This is a genomic window from Pseudomonas sp. FP198 (assembly GCF_030687895.1).
Taxonomy (GTDB): domain Bacteria; phylum Pseudomonadota; class Gammaproteobacteria; order Pseudomonadales; family Pseudomonadaceae; genus Aquipseudomonas.
The window spans coordinates 4,730,979-4,749,121 of the sequence record NZ_CP117452.1 but is presented as its reverse complement, the minus strand read 5'-3'; the positions used below and the strand labels follow the sequence as shown (position 1 = coordinate 4,749,121).

General features: G+C 60.8%; 19 protein-coding genes and 1 other RNA gene. 16 read left to right on the top strand and 4 right to left on the bottom strand.

Annotated features, from left to right (window positions below):
* The first annotated feature begins 123 nt into the window (after window positions 1-123).
* From rplM to PSH78_RS21575, 7 genes are all read left to right on the top strand, one after another.
* The gene (rplM, locus tag PSH78_RS21605; RefSeq protein WP_003205365.1) at window positions 124-552 is read left to right on the top strand and encodes a 50S ribosomal protein L13; all 429 of its coding nucleotides are present in this window, start codon (window positions 124-126) and stop codon (window positions 550-552) included.
* Between the two features lie 14 nt (window positions 553-566).
* The gene (gene rpsI, locus PSH78_RS21600; RefSeq protein WP_003228056.1) at window positions 567-959 is read left to right on the top strand and encodes a 30S ribosomal protein S9; all 393 of its coding nucleotides are present in this window, start codon (window positions 567-569) and stop codon (window positions 957-959) included.
* Window positions 960-1,216: 257 nt separating this feature from the next.
* Window positions 1,217-1,810 carry a ubiquinol-cytochrome c reductase iron-sulfur subunit gene (gene petA, locus PSH78_RS21595; protein WP_305496657.1) on the top strand — a complete coding sequence of 198 codons (594 nt, stop codon included), beginning with the start codon at window positions 1,217-1,219 and terminating at the stop codon, window positions 1,808-1,810.
* Window positions 1,810-3,021 (top strand): cytochrome bc complex cytochrome b subunit, encoded by a 1,212-nt coding sequence (locus PSH78_RS21590; protein ID WP_305496655.1) that lies wholly within the window; start codon window positions 1,810-1,812, stop codon window positions 3,019-3,021. The genes petA and PSH78_RS21590 overlap by 1 nt, the downstream gene beginning before the upstream one ends.
* A complete protein-coding gene (locus PSH78_RS21585) occupies window positions 3,021-3,803 on the top strand; it encodes a cytochrome c1 (RefSeq protein ID WP_305496653.1) in 783 nt (260 codons plus the stop codon). Before PSH78_RS21590 ends, PSH78_RS21585 begins: the two co-directional genes overlap by 1 nt.
* 152 nt (window positions 3,804-3,955) lie before the next feature.
* Window positions 3,956-4,573 carry a glutathione S-transferase N-terminal domain-containing protein gene (locus tag PSH78_RS21580; RefSeq protein WP_003178195.1) on the top strand — a complete coding sequence of 206 codons (618 nt, stop codon included), beginning with the start codon at window positions 3,956-3,958 and terminating at the stop codon, window positions 4,571-4,573.
* A gap of 16 nt (window positions 4,574-4,589) precedes the next feature.
* Window positions 4,590-5,000, top strand: coding sequence for a ClpXP protease specificity-enhancing factor (locus tag PSH78_RS21575; RefSeq protein WP_305496651.1), 411 nt, complete (start codon window positions 4,590-4,592; stop codon window positions 4,998-5,000).
* Window positions 5,001-5,531: 531 nt separating this feature from the next.
* Here the strand turns inward: PSH78_RS21575 and PSH78_RS21570 are convergent.
* The 4 genes from PSH78_RS21570 to PSH78_RS21555 all read right to left on the bottom strand — a co-directional run bounded on the left by PSH78_RS21570 (window position 5,532) and on the right by PSH78_RS21555 (window position 8,971).
* The gene (locus PSH78_RS21570; RefSeq protein ID WP_030139689.1) at window positions 5,532-6,110 is read right to left on the bottom strand and encodes a BON domain-containing protein; all 579 of its coding nucleotides are present in this window, start codon (window positions 6,108-6,110) and stop codon (window positions 5,532-5,534) included.
* Window positions 6,107-6,700 carry a phosphoheptose isomerase gene (locus tag PSH78_RS21565; protein WP_007928463.1) on the bottom strand — a complete coding sequence of 198 codons (594 nt, stop codon included), beginning with the start codon at window positions 6,698-6,700 and terminating at the stop codon, window positions 6,107-6,109. The genes PSH78_RS21570 and PSH78_RS21565 overlap by 4 nt, the downstream gene beginning before the upstream one ends.
* A gap of 97 nt (window positions 6,701-6,797) precedes the next feature.
* The gene (locus PSH78_RS21560) at window positions 6,798-7,160 is read right to left on the bottom strand and encodes a YraN family protein (protein WP_305496650.1); all 363 of its coding nucleotides are present in this window, start codon (window positions 7,158-7,160) and stop codon (window positions 6,798-6,800) included.
* A complete protein-coding gene (locus PSH78_RS21555) occupies window positions 7,160-8,971 on the bottom strand; it encodes a penicillin-binding protein activator (RefSeq protein WP_305496649.1) in 1,812 nt (603 codons plus the stop codon). The genes PSH78_RS21560 and PSH78_RS21555 overlap by 1 nt, the downstream gene beginning before the upstream one ends.
* Before the next feature lie 229 nt (window positions 8,972-9,200).
* Here PSH78_RS21555 and rsmI point away from each other — a divergent pair, with 229 nt between their 5' ends.
* From rsmI to mraY, 9 genes are all read left to right on the top strand, one after another.
* Window positions 9,201-10,073 (top strand): 16S rRNA (cytidine(1402)-2'-O)-methyltransferase, encoded by an 873-nt coding sequence (rsmI, locus tag PSH78_RS21550; protein WP_305496648.1) that lies wholly within the window; start codon window positions 9,201-9,203, stop codon window positions 10,071-10,073.
* 74 nt (window positions 10,074-10,147) lie between these two features.
* Window positions 10,148-10,501: RNase P RNA component class A (rnpB, locus tag PSH78_RS21545), an RNA gene on the top strand.
* 308 nt (window positions 10,502-10,809) lie between these two features.
* Complete coding sequence (gene mraZ, locus PSH78_RS21540; protein WP_003205355.1) at window positions 10,810-11,265, top strand: division/cell wall cluster transcriptional repressor MraZ; 456 nt, start codon at window positions 10,810-10,812, stop codon at window positions 11,263-11,265.
* Window positions 11,262-12,209: a 16S rRNA (cytosine(1402)-N(4))-methyltransferase RsmH gene (rsmH, locus tag PSH78_RS21535; RefSeq protein ID WP_305496646.1), complete on the top strand. Its 948-nt coding sequence runs from the start codon at window positions 11,262-11,264 to the stop codon at window positions 12,207-12,209. The genes mraZ and rsmH overlap by 4 nt, the downstream gene beginning before the upstream one ends.
* Window positions 12,206-12,499 (top strand): cell division protein FtsL, encoded by a 294-nt coding sequence (gene ftsL, locus PSH78_RS21530; RefSeq protein ID WP_003178214.1) that lies wholly within the window; start codon window positions 12,206-12,208, stop codon window positions 12,497-12,499. Before rsmH ends, ftsL begins: the two co-directional genes overlap by 4 nt.
* Window positions 12,499-14,238, top strand: coding sequence for a penicillin-binding protein 2 (locus tag PSH78_RS21525; protein ID WP_305501351.1), 1,740 nt, complete (start codon window positions 12,499-12,501; stop codon window positions 14,236-14,238). Before ftsL ends, PSH78_RS21525 begins: the two co-directional genes overlap by 1 nt.
* Window positions 14,238-15,701, top strand: a complete 1,464-nt coding sequence (locus PSH78_RS21520) for a UDP-N-acetylmuramoyl-L-alanyl-D-glutamate--2,6-diaminopimelate ligase (RefSeq protein WP_305496644.1) — start codon at window positions 14,238-14,240, stop codon at window positions 15,699-15,701. Before PSH78_RS21525 ends, PSH78_RS21520 begins: the two co-directional genes overlap by 1 nt.
* The gene (gene murF, locus PSH78_RS21515; RefSeq protein WP_305496642.1) at window positions 15,694-17,061 is read left to right on the top strand and encodes a UDP-N-acetylmuramoyl-tripeptide--D-alanyl-D-alanine ligase; all 1,368 of its coding nucleotides are present in this window, start codon (window positions 15,694-15,696) and stop codon (window positions 17,059-17,061) included. Before PSH78_RS21520 ends, murF begins: the two co-directional genes overlap by 8 nt.
* Window positions 17,061-18,143, top strand: a complete 1,083-nt coding sequence (mraY, locus tag PSH78_RS21510) for a phospho-N-acetylmuramoyl-pentapeptide-transferase (RefSeq protein ID WP_063324484.1) — start codon at window positions 17,061-17,063, stop codon at window positions 18,141-18,143. Before murF ends, mraY begins: the two co-directional genes overlap by 1 nt.

The following is an 18,143-nucleotide window of genomic DNA, read 5'->3' as shown; positions in this document are numbered from 1 at the left end:
ACGGACGCGCCGACCCGAGCCCCCGAAAGCGTCTGTATCCGGCTGCCTTTGACTTGTCAAAGTACGCACTATTCAGTAAGATCCGCCGTCTAATTTACAGGGCGGCCCCTGAGGCTATAAAGAATGAAAACTTTTACTGCTAAACCGGAAACAGTAAAGCGCGACTGGTTTGTCGTCGACGCTGCTGGTCAGACCCTGGGTCGTCTGGCCACCGAAATCGCGAGCCGTCTGCGTGGCAAGCACAAGCCTGAGTACACCCCTCACGTTGACACCGGTGACTACATCGTCGTGATCAATGCCGAGCAAGTACGTGTTACTGGCGCTAAAACCACTGACAAAATGTACTACTCCCACTCCGGTTTTCCTGGCGGCATCAAGTCGATCAACTTCGAAAAGCTGATCGCCAAAGCCCCTGAGCGCGTGATCGAGACCGCGGTTAAAGGCATGCTGCCTAAAAACCCACTGGGTCGCGACATGTATCGTAAGCTGAAGGTTTATGCGGGCGCTGCTCACCCTCATACTGCTCAGCAGCCCCAAGAACTGAAGTTTTAACGGAATAGTTCATTATGTCGGCGACTCAAAATTACGGCACTGGCCGTCGCAAGACTGCAACCGCACGCGTTTTCCTGCGTCCGGGCACTGGCAACATCTCCATCAACAACCGCTCCCTGGATAACTTCTTCGGCCGCGAAACTGCCCGCATGGTAGTTCGTCAGCCGCTGGAACTGACCGAGACCGTCGAGAAGTTCGACATCTACGTCACCGTTATCGGTGGTGGTGTAAGTGGCCAGGCTGGCGCAATCCGCCACGGCATCACTCGCGCCCTGATGGATTACGACGAAACTCTGCGCAGCGCCCTGCGTAAAGCTGGCTTCGTAACTCGCGATGCTCGCGAAGTAGAACGTAAGAAAGTCGGTCTGCGTAAAGCGCGTAAGCGTCCGCAGTACTCGAAGCGTTAATTTCGCTTCCGCGTTCAAAAGGCGCCCAGTTCCTCACGGAGCTGGGCGTTTTTTTTATGCGCGAAATAATTGCTCTGTGACAACTTGCCACATTCGTAGAGCCCCTATACTACAAGGCCTGGCGGTTTGGCCGCTGGGTAATTACCTTGTCAGAATTGGGGGTTTTCATTACCATTCGGCAAAATTTTTATAAGTTCAGATTTTTACTTAGTAGACGCCTGATTTAACAGGCCACAAAGCTGATGGGAGAGGACTGAATGAGCAATGACGGCGTGAATGCAGGCCGGCGTCGCTTCCTGGTAGCAGCCACATCCGTGGTGGGTGCTGCAGGAGCGGTGGGGGCTGCGGTCCCGTTCGTGGGGTCATGGTTTCCCAGTGCCAAGGCGAAAGCCGCAGGCGCACCGGTGAAAGTGAATGTCAGCAAGATCGAGCCAGGCCAGCAGATGATTGCTGAGTGGCGCGGCCAGCCGGTATTCATCGTCCGCCGTACAGAGGAGATCCTGGGGAATCTGAAAAAGATCGAGGGCCAGCTGTCCGATCCCTCTTCCAAGAACTCGGTCCAACCGGAATACGTCAACCCTGAAACCCGTTCGATCAAGCCGGAAGTCCTGCTGCTGATCGGGATCTGCACTCACCTGGGTTGCTCGCCAACGTTCCGTCCCGAAGTGGCGCCCGCCGACCTGGGCAAAGACTGGGTCGGTGGTTATTTCTGCCCATGCCACGGCTCCCACTATGACCTGGCCGGTCGCGTCTACAAATCGCAGCCTGCACCTCTGAACCTGCCAGTTCCCCCGCATTCCTATGAGTCGGACGACATCATTGTCGTTGGCGTCGATACGGAGAAAGCGTGATGAGCAAATTAATGGACTGGTTTGATGCGCGCTTTCCCGCGACCAAGATGTGGGAAGACCATCTCAGCAAGTATTACGCGCCGAAGAATTTCAACTTCTTCTACTTTTTTGGCTCCCTGGCCTTGCTCGTCCTGGTCAACCAGATCGTTACCGGTGTCTGGCTGACCATGAGCTACACCCCGTCGGCGGAGGAAGCGTTTGCCTCCGTCGAGTACATCATGCGTGATGTCGAGTACGGCTCGATCCTGCGTCTGCTGCACTCCACCGGCGCCTCGGCGTTTTTCATCGTGGTCTATCTGCACATGTTCCGCGGCCTGCTCTACGGTTCGTACCAGAAGCCGCGTGAGCTGGTGTGGGTGTTCGGCATGCTGATCTACCTGGCGCTGATGGCCGAAGCCTTCATGGGCTACCTGCTGCCGTGGGGCCAGATGTCTTACTGGGGCGCCCAGGTGATCATCTCGTTGTTCGGTGCGATCCCGGTCATCGGCGACGACCTGACCCAGTGGATCCGCGGTGACTACCTGATCTCGGGCATTACCCTGAACCGCTTCTTCGCCTTGCACGTCGTGGCCTTGCCGATCGTGATCCTCGGCCTGGTGGTGCTGCACATCCTGGCGCTGCATGAAGTCGGCTCGAACAACCCCGACGGCGTGGACATCAAGAAACACAAGGACGAGAACGGCGTACCGCTGGATGGCATCGCCTTCCACCCGTACTACACCGTGAAAGACATCGTCGGCGTGGTGGTCTTCCTGTTCATCTTCTGTTCGATCGTGTTCTTCTTCCCGGAAATGGGCGGCTACTTCCTCGAGAAGCCGAACTTCGAACAGGCCAACGCCTTCAAGACCCCTGAGCACATTGCCCCTGTCTGGTACTTCACCCCGTTCTACGCGATCCTGCGGGCGGTTCCCGACAAGCTGCTGGGCGTAATTGCCATGGGCGCCGCGATTGCCGTGCTGTTCGTCCTGCCCTGGCTGGACCGCAGCCCCGTCAAGTCGATGCGCTACAAGGGCTGGCTGAGCAAGATCTGGCTCTGGGTGTTCTGCATCTCGTTCGTGATCCTCGGCGTGCTGGGTGTGCTGGCGCCGACACCGGGCCGGACGCTGCTGTCGCAGGTCTGCACCTTCCTGTACTTCGCCTACTTCATTCTGATGCCGTTCTACACCAGGCTCGAGAAGACCAAACCGGTTCCGGAAAGGGTGACTGGCTGATGAAAAAGCTATTTTCTGTACTGATTCTTGCTGCTTTGCCTGTCCTGTCCTTCGCGTCCACATCGAGTGGTCCGGAGCTGGAAAAAGTCGACATCGACGTTTCCGACAAAGCGGCCATGCAGGACGGCGCCCGTACTTTCGCCAACTATTGCATGGGCTGCCACAGCGCCAAGTTCCAACGCTACGAGCGCGTGGCCGATGACCTGGGCATTCCCCATGAGCTGATGCTCGAAAAGCTGGTGTTCACCGGCGCCAAGCTGGGCGACCACATGAACATCGGCATGCAGCCAGCCGATGCCAAGACCTGGTTCGGCGCGGCGCCGCCCGACCTGACCCTGGTGGCGCGCGTGCGTGGTACCGACTGGCTCTATGGCTACCTGCGTTCGTTCTATGAAGACCCTGCGCGCCCATGGGGTGTGAACAACAAGGTCTTCCCGAACGTCGGCATGCCGAACGTTCTGGTCGGCCTGCAGGGTCGTCAGGTGATAGGCTGCAAGCAGGTTCAGATCGTCGAGGACGGCAAGAAGCAATATGATCCGCTGACCGGCACCGCTTTGACCCATGAAGCCTGCGACCAGCTGACCATCGTGCCGAACTCCGGCAGCCTGACCCCGGAGCAGTTCGACGAGAAGGTCAAGAACCTGGTGACCTTCCTGGCCTACTCGGCCAACCCGGTGAAGCTGGAACATCAGCGCATCGGTACGTATGTATTGCTGTACCTGGCGTTCTTCTTCGTATTCGCTTATCTGCTCAAGCGTGAATACTGGAAAGACGTGCATTGATAAAGCTGTAAGCCGTTGCTGTTAATCGTGCGCGCCCAAGGGCGTCTCTGAAGGTGTAACGAGCCTGGTCGGCCAGGTGGTTACGGGAGACGCCCTCTGGGCGCGCTCGTTTTTCCGTTTTTCGATAATTTCAACAAGCGAGGAGGATCGCCATGGGCGTGACCAATCGGTTGGCCTGTTACTCCGACCCCGCCGACCACTATTCCCACCGGGTACGTATCGTACTGGCCGAGAAGGGTGTCAGCGCCGAGATCATTTACGTCGAAGCGGGCCGTCAGCCGCCGAAGCTGATCGAGGTGAACCCTTACGGCAGCCTGCCCACGCTGGTCGATCGTGACCTGGCATTGTGGGAGTCGACGGTGGTGATGGAATACCTGGATGAGCGTTATCCGCATCCGCCTTTGCTGCCGGTGTACCCGGTCGCGCGTGCCAACAGTCGTTTGCTGATCCATCGCATCCAGCGTGACTGGTGCGGGTTGGTGGACCTGATCCTGGATTCCAGGACCAAGGAGCCGGCGCGGGTCGTGGCGCGCAAGGAATTGCGCGAAAGCCTGACTGGCGTGTCGCCGCTGTTCGTCGACAAGCCGTTTTTCCTCAGTGAGGAACAAAGTCTGGTGGATTGCTGCCTATTGCCCATACTCTGGCGTTTGCCGATCCTGGGTATCGAACTGCCACGGCCCGCCAAGCCGTTGCTTGATTATATGGAGCGCCAATTTGCGCGTGAGGCTTTCCAGGCGAGTCTGTCTGGTGTCGAACGTGACATGCGCTAAGGCTTAGGGAGCCGCTATGAACTCCAGTCGACCTTATCTGGTCCGCGCGCTCTACGAGTGGATTGTGGACAACGATTGCACCCCGCACATGCTGGTCAATGCCGAGTATCCGTCGGTACAGGTGCCGCAGGGTTTTGCCAATGACGGGCAAATTGTCTTGAACGTATCGCCAGCCGCTGTGCGTCATTTGCACATGGACAACGATGCGGTCAGTTTCGAGGGGCGCTTCGGTGGGGTGCCGCATACGCTGTACGTGCCGATTGCTTCCATCCTGGGGATCTATGCCCGGGAGAATGGCCAGGGCATGGTATTCGAGCTGGAAGTGCCGTTGGATGGTGAGGAAGAGTTCGAGGCGGATGATGACTTGCCGCCTGATGACGAGCCGCCGCGTCCTAGCGGGCGGCCGAGTTTGAAAGTGGTGAAGTGATCGGGTCTGTGTGAAGGCTGGTTACTTGGTTGAGAAAAATGCCTGTGTCGTGAGATGCGGGCATTTTTTTTGTGGGGTTGGGTGGTGTGTATATCCGTTGCTGCGGTTGCGGCTACTAATGGTTTCGCCCTTACGGCGAGTCACTTTCAAAAAGCGTGAAAGTAACCAAAGCGCTTCTGCCCCACCACTCGGCACCTCGCCTGGGCTCGGTGTGCCCTCACTCCGGCATGGATGCCGGGATAGCCGCGCTGGGCCAGGGACGGCCCTTCGCGGCGGGCCCACGGAGCAATGCCGGAGTGAGGGCATGCCGAGCCCAGGCGAGGCGCCAAGTGGTGGGGCAAAAGCGTTTTGCTTACTTTTGACTCGGCCGGCTTCCGGGCTTCATAAAAGTGAGTCGCTGTAAAAGCGAAACCATAAGCCGCCATAACCGCAGCAACGGATATACACACCACCCAATCAACATCCCAAAAAAAACGGCGCCTCTCCATCGCGGAGCAAGCGCCGTTTTCTTGAGCGAATCAGAGCTCGATATCAGTCGATGTACTCAAACAACTTCACAATCTTCTGTACCCCAGACACACCCTGAACCAGATTGGTCGCCTGAGCGGCCTCCTGCTTGGTCAGCAACCCCAGCAGATAGACAATCCCGTTTTCGGTCACAACCTTGATGCGCGAACCAGGGATGCTGGCGTCGGTGAGCATCTGGGTCTTGATCTTGGTGGTCAGCCAGGCGTCGTTCTGGCGGGCCAGCAGCGAGGAGGGCTGGAGGACCTGCAGTTCGTTGTGCACGGTCTTGACCCGCTGCACCGCGCTGGCTTCCTGTTCGGCCTTGGCCTTGAGGTCGGCGCGGGGTGTCTGGCCGGCCAGCAGCACAACGCCGTTGAAGCTGGTGACGACGATGTGCGAATTGTTGTCCAGATCCGGGTCGGCCTTGGCAATGTTCACGCCCACTTTGGTTTCGATCAACGAGTCGTCGATCTTGCTGCCGAAGGTGCGGGTGCCGCGGTCGTCTTCAATCGGCTTTTCCCGGCTGGCGTTAACCACCGATGTGCAGCCGCTGATGCCAAGGCACAGGGTCAGGGCCAAAAGGCCTAGGCGATTAGGGGTCATTCTTCACTCCCGAACAGTTGGCTGTCGATCAAGTCGCAAAGGCAGTGGATCGCCAGCAGGTGGACTTCCTGAATACGTGCGGTGACATTGGCCGGTACGCGGATCTCGACGTCTTCAGGCAACAGCAGTGAAGCCATGCCGCCGCCGTCGCGACCGGTCAATGCTACGACAATCATTTCGCGATCATGTGCGGCCTGGATCGCTTGAATAATATTCGCCGAATTGCCGCTGGTGGAGATCGCCAGGAGCACATCGCCAGGCTGGCCGAGGGCGCGGATCTGTTTGGAGAACACTTCGTTGTAGCTGTAGTCGTTGGCGATCGAGGTAATCGTCGAGCTATCGGTCGTCAGTGCGATGGCCGGCAGGCTCGGACGTTCGCGCTCGAAGCGGTTGAGCAGTTCCGAAGAGAAGTGCTGGGCGTCGCCGGCCGAACCGCCATTGCCGCACGAAAGCATCTTGCCCTCGTTGAGCAAGGCATTGACCATCACTTGGCTGGCTTGCTCGATGTGCGGTGCAAGTACGTCCATCGCCTGTTGCTTGGTGTCGATACTGGCCTGAAAAAGCTGGCGGATTCGCGATTGCATGTCCATCTGTGTGACCTTAAGTAGCGCGACTTATCGGCACAAATGTGCGGCGCGCAAAGCAAAGAGCAAAAAAGTTGAGTGAAGGTGTCCGGCTCGGCTGCGCTCAACTGTCGAAGGCGTTTTGCAGCCAATTCAGTTGGTCGACGTTGCTATCGATGGCAACCACGTCGAAGCGACAAGGATGATCGGCCCAGCGAGACTCGCGTTGCAGGAAATACTGCGCGGCGAAAACCAGCTTCTGGCGCTTGCGCTGGTCAATGCTGTCGAGCGCGCCACCCCATTGGGTATTTTTTCTGTAGCGGACTTCGACGAATACTACTGTATCGCCGTCAAGCATGACCAGATCCAGCTCGCCGCGTTTGCACAGCCAGTTTTGCGCCAGCAGTCGCAGGCCGTGTTGCTCAAGATGCTCGAGGGCGAGGCTCTCGGCATCCCTGCCGCTTTGCTGGCGCGATCGGTCGGGCATCAGCGCGGGGTGTCCGGCAGGCGCTGGACCTGGCCGTTGACGAATTGCGCCCAAGGGAGTTGACGTTGCACGCGCTGGGTCGGGGAGACAGCCAGGCTGCCCGACAGGCCTTCGATGCGGCTGTCCGGCAGTGCCTTGAGCTGGCCGAGGCGTGGAGCCAGGCGATAGGCATCAGCGCCCATCGCGTACAGCCGGCCCAGGCTGCCGGCCGCCTGGGGCCACTGCGCGGTGACCTGCTGGCGCAGCGGATCGTTCGCGTCGAGCAGCCATGGGGTTTCGCAGAAGCGAACGCCATTCATGTCGTTGTACTGGTTCTGGTCGCCGCTGACGCTGAACACCGAGGAGGTCGCGTAGACCGGCACGTCACCGGCGTACTGGAAGTTCAGGGTCGGCTTGATCTGCTGGGCCTGCTGCGGGGTAGACGCGAGGAAAATGAACTCGATGTCCTGGCGACGCGATGGCTGCGCCGCGACCGCGGTGCCTACCGTGCTTTGCAGGCTCTTGGCGCGACCTTCGCTCTGGCGCAGCTGGAACATGTCGGCGATCTGCTGGGCCAGTTGTACCGGCTGGTCGACACGTTCGATTGCCATGATGGTCCCGCCATTGGTCTGCCAATCCTGGCTGAAGGCTTTCAAGACGCGATCGCCCCATTCGCCTTTCGGCACCATCACGGCTGCGCGATGCAGGCCGTCGGCGCGGGCGCGCCGGGAGACTTCGCGGGCTTCATCTTCAGGCGCCAGGCCGAACTGGAACAGTTGCGGCGGGCCTTGTTCGCCTTCGCTGTAGTTCAGCGCCAGGGTGGTGATCGGCAATTGCGGGCGGGTGCTGATCTGCTTGACCAATGGTTTTTCCAACGGGCCGACCACCAGCTGTACGCCGTCGGCTTGGGCCTTGCGATAGAACTCGTCCATCGAGGTCAGGCTGGCGCTGTCATAGAACTGGATGCTCGGCGGCTTCTGCCCGGCCTGTTGGGCCTGGTAATGCGCGGCCATGAAGCCCTCGCGCAGAGCTTTTGCGACCGCGGCCAGCGGGCCATTCTGCGGCAGCAGCACGGCGATCTTGCCCAGTGGCTGGCTTGCCAGCTCCTTGAGCTTGACCAGCGGCGTCGGCAACTGGAGTGCGGCAGGGTGTTTCGGGTTCTGTTCGCGCCAGCTGTCGATGGCTGCTTGCTGCTGCTCCAGGGTGCCGGCGGTTTTCACGGCTTTGGCCAGGCTCAGCCAGCCACCGAGATCGTCGGCAGTGGTCGGTTGCAGTTGATCGGTGGGGAGCGAGGCGATCAGCGTCCAGATGGCTTCGTGATTTTTTGTCTGCGCTTCGTTTTCCAGCAGCGGAGCAATGAAGATCCGCTCGCGAGCAGCGGCCAGGGTCTGACCATCGGCCTCCAGGGCGCGAGCGCGGACGGTACCGGTGCGGACTTGCTGCTCCACGGGCATTTCGCTCAGGTGCTGCAGGCTCGGATGGCTCAGCGAAGTCAGTGCGGCCTTGGGCTGGTTGCGCGTCATCGCCAGTTCGGCCGACAGCGTGTTGGCGAAAATCTGCTGGCCGGGCTTGAGCTGCTCCATCGGCACTTGTTGCAGGATCTGCGCGGACTGGCCGGCATTGCCCTGGCGGTAGGCCAGGTCGGCGGCGCTCAAGCGCAGCAGGGCGGCTTGTTCCGGGTTTTTACTCTGTGCGGCCTGTTCGAGCAATTGCTCGATACTGGCGTCCGGGGTCCGTGGAAGTTCGCCAAGGCTGGACGAGGGCGAGCTGGCGCAAGCCGCCAGGAGGGCAGCGAGGCAGAGGGCGGAGAGCAGCCGCAGGCAAGCGATCATGTAAGTGTTCCTGATACGAGATCAAATTAGCGTCGAATTGTACCCAAGCACTGGCCGGGGCGCGATGTTAGTGGTGTGAATCGATCAATTTAGGTATTTCAAAGCGTGCATTGCAGCACAAAGAGCCTGCTCACTCAGGAGTCTGACCTCGCCACGAGGGCTAATGTGAGCGGCTGAGAATGGCGGCACACGCTACAATGTCCACTTTTATGATCATGAGGTGTGCGCTTTGACTGCTCCAGGTGCTTTGAATTCCGCTGCCGGCTCGCTTTACGTGGTGGCGACGCCCATCGGCAACCTGGACGATATCAGTGCCCGCGCGCTGAAGATCCTTGGCGAGGTCGCCCTTATCGCCGCCGAAGACACACGCCACTCCCAGCGTCTGCTGCAGCACTTCGGTATTTCAACGCCGTTGGCAGCTTGCCATGAACATAACGAACGGGACGAAGGCAGTCGTTTCATTACCCGTTTGCTCGCCGGCGACAACGTGGCGCTGATTTCCGACGCCGGCACGCCGCTGATTTCCGATCCGGGTTACCACCTGGTGCGTCAGGCCCGAGCTGCCGGCGTCAATGTAGTGCCGGTGCCAGGTGCCTGCGCATTGATCGCGGCATTGTCGGCGGCCGGCTTGCCGTCGGATCGGTTTATCTTCGAAGGTTTCCTGCCGGCCAAGGCCGTGGGGCGACGAGCGCGCCTGGAAGCTATAAAGGAAGAGCCTCGAACGCTGATCTTTTATGAGGCGCCGCACCGTATCCTCGAATGTCTCCAGGACATGGAGCTGGTGTTCGGTCCCGAGCGCCAGGCACTGCTCGCCCGGGAACTGACGAAAACTTTCGAGACCTTGAAAGGGCTGCCTCTGGCACAACTGCGTGCGTTTGTCGAAAGCGACAGCGATCAGCAGCGTGGCGAGTGTGTGGTGCTGGTCGCGGGTTGGACGCCGCCCCAGGACGAAGACGCGGTCAGCGGCGAAGCGATGCGCATCCTCGATCTGTTGCTGGAGGAAATGCCCCTCAAGCGGGCGGCGGCCCTCGCCGCGCAGATCACCGGCGAGCGCAAGAATGTGCTGTATCAGGCTGCGCTGGATAAACAGAAGGCCCAATGAAACCGGCGCGCCAAGCTGGCCAAGGGCTTTTAGCGCTTGTTCTTCGGGCGCGCTACCGTTAACCTTCGCGGCGGAGAGTCGATCGGACAGTCGCTGCCCTCTATGAAAATTAGGGGGGGGAGGAAAGTCCGGGCTCCATAGGGCGAAGTGCCAGGTAATGCCTGGGAGGCGCGAGCCTACGGAAAGTGCCACAGAAAATAACCGCCTAAGCGCTTCGGCGCCGGTAAGGGTGAAAAGGTGCGGTAAGAGCGCACCGCACGACTGGCAACAGTTCGTGGCTAGGTAAACCCCACTTGGAGCAAGACCAAATAGGGTCCCAAGGCGTGGCCCGCGCTGGGACCGGGTAGGTTGCTAAAGATGTCCAGTGATGGCCATCGTAGACGAATGACTGTTCAAGACAGAACCCGGCTTACAGATCGACTCTCCACCTTTTCCCTCCCTGCCGAAATCAATGGCAGAAGCAGTTCCTAAGATCAAAAAAATCTTACTCTTGATAAATCACTTTAACTTCTACGCGCAGTCCCCTGTGTGTCTTCGAGTTAAGGCGAATTTTCCTACGTCAGTTTCTTGTTACCCCTCCTGAAACGCTCCTAAATCTCCGATCTATAAGGCTTTTCCTTCATTCCGTGCCTTGACGGTGCGGTGGGCGCATTCCTATAGTGTGCGCAAGTGGCGGAAAGTGGCATGAAGTGGGTTTTTTTGAAGGTAAAACGCCAAAAAGTGGAGAAACGCTGACGTGTTTCGCGGAGCTAACGCTATCAGTCTCGATGCAAAAGGCCGTCTCGCCATGCCGAGCCGGTATCGTGACGAGCTCGTTTCGCGAAGTTCGGGGCAGTTAATCGTCACGATCGACGCCGTTGATCCATGTTTATGTGTTTACCCTCTTGATGAGTGGGAAATCATCGAAACCAAACTGCGCGCACTGCCTTCGCTGCGGGAGGAGAACCGTCGCCTGCAACGCTTGCTGATCGGTAATGCCGTCGACCTCGAACTCGACGGCAGCGGTCGTTTCCTGGTGCCGCCGCGTCTGCGCGAGTACGCCAAGCTGGACAAGCGCGCGATGCTGGTGGGCCAACTGAACAAGTTCCAGCTGTGGGACGAAGATGCCTGGAACGCGGTTTCTGCCGCCGACCTTGCTGCTATTCAACAACCGGGCGCCATGCCTGATGAACTGCGTGATTTGATCCTGTGACTACTGATAGCGGCTTTAACCACATCACCGTACTGCTTGACGAAGCCGTCGAGGCTCTCGCCGTACGTCCTGATGGCTGCTATCTGGACGGCACGTTCGGGCGTGGCGGGCATAGCCGGCTGATTCTCAGCCAGCTCGGTCCGGACGGACGGCTGCTGGGGTTCGACAAGGATCCTCAAGCGATTGCCACCGGGCAAGCGCTAGCGGCCGAAGACGGCCGCTTTGTCGTTGTGCAGCGCAGCTTTGCGGAGCTGGGTTCGGAAGTCGCCCAACGCGGCCTGGCAGGCAAGGTCAGCGGCGTGTTGCTTGACCTGGGCGTGTCTTCGCCGCAGCTGGACGACCCGGAGCGCGGCTTCAGTTTTCTTAACGACGGTCCGCTGGACATGCGCATGGATCCGTCCCGTGGCATCAGCGCGGCTGAGTTCGTCAATACCGCGTCCGTAGAAGAAATCGCCCGCGTGTTCAAGGAATACGGCGAGGAACGTTTTTCCGGGCGCATGGCGCGCGCGGTGGTCGAGCGTCGCGACATCAAGCCGTTCGAGCGTACCGGTGATCTGGCCGAAGTGCTGAAGGTTGCCAACCCTGCCTGGGAAAAAGGCAAGAACCCGGCGACCCGGGCTTTCCAAGGGCTGCGTATCCACGTCAACAACGAATTGGGTGATCTTGAGGCCGGTCTCGAAGCCGCTCTCGAGGCGCTGGAAATCGGTGGGCGCCTGGTGGTGATCAGCTTCCATTCCCTGGAAGACCGTATCGTCAAGCTGTTCATGCGCAAGCTCACCAAAGGCGAAGCCGATAACCTGCCGCGCAATCTGCCGGTGCGTTTCGAGGCCTTCGTACCGAAAATCAAGATTCATGGCAAAGCGCAGTTCGCCTCCGAAGCCGAGCTCAAGGCCAACCCACGCGCCCGTAGCGCCGTCATGCGTGTCGCGGAGAAATTGCGGTGAGCAAGCTCTTCGCCAAGCCCCTGCCAGGCGGCAGCTTTTTCATGCTGCTGCTGTTTATCGGCGTGCTCGTGTCCGCCATTGCCGTGTCTTACAGCGCGCATTGGAACCGGCAGTTGCTCAACACCCTTTACAACGAGCTCAGCGTGCGCGACAAGGCGCAGGCCGAGTGGGGTCGGTTGATCCTGGAGCAAAGTACCTGGACCGCCCACAGCCGTATCGAAGTCCTGGCGACCGAACAACTGAAGATGCGCATCCCCGGTGCGGCTGAAGTGCAGATGGTGGCGCCATGATGAAGCTCGAAGGGGCGCTGTTCCCGTGGCGGTTCCGCCTGGTCCTGGGTTTGCTCGGGATCATGGTCGCCGCCATCTCGTGGCGCATCATCGACTTGCAGGTGGTCGACCGTGACTTCCTCAAGGAGCAGGGCGACGCCCGTAGCGTGCGTCATATCCCGATCCCGGCTCACCGTGGCCTGATCACCGACCGCAATGGCGAGCCGCTGGCTGTCAGTACCCCGGTGACCACCTTGTGGGCGAACGCCAAGGAAATGCAGCAGGCCAAGGAGAAGTGGCCGGCGCTGGCTGCCGCCCTCGGCCAGGACCCCAAGGCTCTGACCGAACGCCTCGAAGCCCAGGCCAACAAGGAATTCATCTATCTGGTGCGCGGGCTGACGCCCGAGCAAGGCCAGAGCGTGCTCGACCTGAAAGTGCCGGGCGTCTACGGCATCGAAGAGTTTCGGCGTTTTTATCCGGCCGGTGAGGTCACCGCCCATATGGTCGGGTTTACCGACATCGATGACCGGGGACGGGAAGGGGTCGAGCTGGCCTACGACGAATGGCTCGCCGGTGTCGCCGGCAAGCGCCAGGTCATCAAGGATCGGCGCGGCAGGCTGATCAAGGATGTCCAGGTCACCAAAAACGCCAAGGCCGGCAAGCCCTTGGCGTTGTCCATTGACCTGCGCCTGCAATACCTGGCCAACCGCGAGCTGCGCAACGCCATCGTCGAGAACGGTGCCAAGGCCGGTAGCCTGGTGATCATGGACGTGAAGACCGGCGAGATCCTCGCCATGGTCAACCAGCCGACCTACAACCCGAACAACCGTCGCAACCTGCAGCCGGCGATGATGCGCAACCGCGCGATGATCGACGTGTTCGAACCCGGTTCGACGATGAAGGCCGTGTCCATGGCCGCCGCGCTGGAAACCGGGCGCTGGAAGCCGAGCGACACCGTCGAGGTCTATCCGGGCACGTTGCAGATCGGCAAGTACACCATTCGTGACGTATCCAAGACCGAAGGACCGGTGCTCGACCTGACCGGCATCCTGATCAACTCCAGTAACGTCGGCATGAGCAAGATCGCCTTCGATATCGGTGGCGAGGCGATTTATCGCCTGGCCCAGAAGATCGGCCTCGGCCAGGACACGGGCCTGGGCTTTCCGGGCGAGCGCGTTGGCAACCTGCCCAACTATCGTGAATGGCGCAAGGCGGAAACAGCCACTCTGTCCTACGGCTACGGTGTTTCCGTGACGGCGATCCAGCTCGTCCACGCGTTTTCCGCACTGGCCAACAACGGCCGTATTGCCCCGCTGACGCTGATCAAGACCGACAAGGCGCCGCAAACCACCCAGGTAATTCCCGAGGACGTCGCCAAGACCATGCAGGGCATGCTGCAACAGGTGATCGAGGCGCCGCGCGGTGTCTACCGCGCCCAGGTTCCGGCCTATCACGTTGCCGGCAAGTCCGGTACGGCGCGCAAGACTTCCGTGGGCACCAAGGGTTATGCCGAGAATTCCTATCGTTCGCTGTTCGCCGGCTTCGGGCCGATGAGCGATCCGCGCTATGCCATCGTGGTGGTCATCGACGAACCGAGCAAGGCCGGTTATTTCGGCGGCCTGGTATCGGCGCCGGTGTTCAGCAAAGTGATGTCCGGCACCCTGCGCCTGATGAACATCACCCCGGATAACCTGCCGCCGACCCAGCAGGCGAGTACCGCCCCGGTCGTCCCCCTGAAAGCCGATGGAGGGCGTGGCTGATGTCCCTGAGCCTGAACAAGATTTTTGCCCACGCCGGGCATGACCTGCTGATTCGCGAACTGGCCCTCGACAGCCGCGACGTACGCGCCGGAGACCTGTTCCTGGCGGTGCCGGGTGCCCGTTTCGATGGCCGTGACCACATCGCCGACGCCTTGAAGCGCGGCGCGGCGGCGGTGGCTTATGAAGTGAACGGCGCAACCGTGCTGCCGATCACCGATGTTCCGCTGATCCCGGTCAAGGGACTGGCGGCGCAGCTGTCGGACATCGCCGGGCGTTTTTATGGCGAACCGAGCCGTCACCTGAACCTGATCGGCGTGACCGGCACGAACGGCAAGACCAGCGTCACCCAGTTGGTGGCGCAGGCGCTGGATCTGCTCGGCCAGCATTGCGGCATCGTCGGGACGCTGGGCAACGGTTTCCATGGCGCGCTGCAAAGCGGCCTGCACACCACGCCGAACCCGATTGCCGTGCAGGCGACCCTGGCCGACCTGAAAAAGGCCGGCGCCAAGGCCGTGGCGATGGAAGTCTCTTCCCACGGCCTCGATCAAGGTCGCGTCACTGCACTGGCATTCGACGTCGCGGTGCTGACCAACCTGTCCCGGGATCACCTGGACTACCACGGCTCCATGCAAGCCTACGGCGAAGCCAAGGCCAGGCTGTTCGCCTGGAACGACCTGAAGTGCCGGGTCATCAACATTGATGACGAGTTCGGCCGCCAACTGGCCGCCGAGCAACGCGAGTCCCGGTTGATCACCTACAGCCAGGAAGACCCCAGCGCCTACCTTTATATCCGTCAGGCGCAGTTCGATGACGAAGGCGTGCGCGCCACGCTGGTCACGCCCCAGGGCGAACACCACTTGCGCAGTACCTTGCTGGGGCGTTTCAACCTGAGCAACGTGTTGGCCGCCATTGGCGCCTTGCTCGGGCTGGACTATGCCCTGGACGAAATTCTCAAGGTGCTGCCGAAACTCGAAGGTCCGGCCGGCCGCATGCAGCGCCTGGGCGGCGGAGCCCAGCCGCTGGTGGTGGTCGACTATGCGCACACCCCCGATGCACTGGAAAAAGTCCTCACGGCCCTGCGTCCGCATGCCAAGGGCAAACTGCTCTGCCTGTTCGGTTGCGGCGGCGATCGTGATCGCGGCAAGCGCCCGTTGATGGCCGAGGTTGTGGAACGATTGGCCGATGGCGTGCTGGTCACCGATGACAATCCGCGCAGTGAAGATCCGGCGCGCATTTTCGACGACATCCGCGCCGGATTCTCGGAGGTGGACAACGTCACCTTCGTGGCCGGGCGTGGCCAGGCCATTGCCCAATTGATCGCCAGCGCTTCGGCGGACGACGTCATCGTCCTGGCCGGCAAGGGGCACGAGGACTACCAGGAAATAAACGGCGTGCGCCAGGCCTTTTCCGATCTGGTGGAAGCCGATCACGCCCTGACCGCATGGGAGGTGGCCCATGCTTAAGGCCTTGAAGCTCAGCGAGCTGACCAACGCTTTGAATGCGCGCCTGATCGCCGCGGACGCCTCGTTCGACGGCGTCAGCATCGACAGCCGGGCGATCGCGCCGGGGCAGTTGTTCGTCGCCCTGGCCGGGCCGCGCTTCGACGGTCACGATTACCTCAACGAGGTGGCAGCCAAAGGCGCGGTCGCGGCACTGGTCGAGCGGGAAGTAAGCAACAGCACGCTGCCGCAGTTGCTGGTCAGTGACACTCGCCAGGCCCTGGGCCAGCTCGGTGCGCTGAATCGCGCGGCGTTTGCCAACCCGGTCGCGGCCATCACCGGTTCCAGCGGCAAGACCACGGTCAAGGAAATGCTCGCGAGCATCCTGCGCACGCGCGGTCCGGTCCTGGCGACCCGTGGCAACCTGAACAATGACCTCGGCGTGCCTTTGACCCTGCTCGAACTGGCGCCGGAGCACAGCGCCGCGGTCATCGAGCTCGGCGCTTCGCGGCTCGGCGAGATTGCCTACACGGTCGGCATGACCAAGCCTCACGTGGCGGTGCTCAACAACGCCGGGACCGCCCATGTCGGCGAGTTCGGCGGCCCCGAGAAAATTGTCGAGGCCAAGGGCGAGATCATCGAAGGGCTGGCTGACGATGGCGTCGCCGTGCTCAATCTCGACGACAAAGCCTTCGAAATCTGGAAGACCCGGGCCGGGGAGCGCAAGGTGCTGACGTTCGCCCTGAGCAACCTGGCGGCGAATTTCTACGCCAGCGACCTGGATCGCGACGCCCGTGGTTGCCCGGCTTTCAACCTGCACAGCCCTGACGGCGCGGAGCGCGTGCAGTTGAATCTGCTTGGCACGCATAACGTTGCCAACGCCCTGGCCGCCGCGGCCGCCGCCCATGCACTGGGCGTGTCGTTGCCGGGCATTGTCGCCGGGTTGAACGCCGTACAACCGGTCAAGGGCCGCAGCGTCGCGCAGTTGGCGAGCAACGGCATGCGCGTCATCGACGACACCTACAACGCCAACCCGACGTCCATGTGCGCCGCTGTGGATATCCTTGCCGGTTTCTCCGGTCGCACCGTGCTGGTGCTCGGGGATATCGGTGAACTGGGCGAGTGGGCACAACAAGGCCATCACGATGTTGGTGCCTACGCGCGCGGCAAGGTCGATGCGCTGTACGCCGTCGGCCCGATGATGGCCCACGCCGTGGCGGCGTTTGGCGAGCACGCACAGCATTTCACCACCCAGGCCGAGCTGATCCAGGCCCTGGGCGCCGAGCAAGACCCGAACACCACCCTATTGATCAAGGGCTCACGCAGTGCGGCGATGGAAAACATCGTTGCGGCTTTGTGCGGCACCCGTATGGAGAAACATTAATGCTGCTGCTGCTAGCGGAGTACCTGCAACAGTTCCACAAAGGCTTCGCGGTCTTCCAGTACCTGACCCTGCGCGGGATTCTCGGTGTGCTGACCGCGTTGTCGTTGTCGCTGTTCCTGGGCCCGTGGATGATCCGCACCCTGCAGAACCTGCAGATCGGCCAGTCGGTTCGTAACGACGGCCCGCAGTCGCATCTGTCCAAATCCGGCACCCCGACCATGGGCGGCGCGCTGATCCTGTCGTCCATCGGTATCAGCACCTTGCTCTGGGCCGACCTGGCGAACCGTTACGTCTGGGTCGTGCTGCTGGTGACGCTGTTTTTCGGCGCCATTGGCTGGGTCGACGACTACCGCAAGGTTATCGAGAAGAACTCCCGTGGGCTGCCAAGCCGCTGGAAATATTTCTGGCAGTCGGTGTTCGGCCTCGGCGCGGCGATCTTCCTTTATATGACCGCCGCCTCGCCGGTGGAAACCACCCTGATCCTGCCGATGCTCAAGGACTACAGCATCCCGCTGGGCGCTGGTTTCATCGTGCTGACCTACCTGGTGATCGTCGGTTCGAGCAACGCTGTCAACCTCACCGACGGCCTTGATGGCCTGGCGATCATGCCGACGGTGATGGTCGGTGGTGCGCTGGGGATCTTCTGCTACCTGTCGGGTAACGTGAAATTCGCCGAGTACCTGCTGATTCCTTATGTGCCGGGGGCGGGCGAGCTGATCGTATTCTGCGGCGCGCTGATCGGTGCCGGCCTGGGCTTCCTCTGGTTCAACACCTACCCGGCGCAAGTCTTCATGGGCGACGTCGGTGCGCTGGCGCTGGGCGCGGCCCTGGGTACCATCGCCGTTATCGTTCGCCAGGAAATCGTCCTGTTCATCATGGGCGGCGTATTTGTGATGGAGACCCTGTCAGTCGTCATTCAGGTTGCTTCCTTTAAATTGACCGGCCGCCGGGTATTCCGCATGGCGCCGATCCACCACCACTTTGAACTCAAGGGCTGGCCCGAGCCGCGCGTGATCGTCCGTTTCTGGATCATCACCGTGATTCTCGTGTTGGTCGGCCTTGCCACCCTGAAGCTGAGGTAG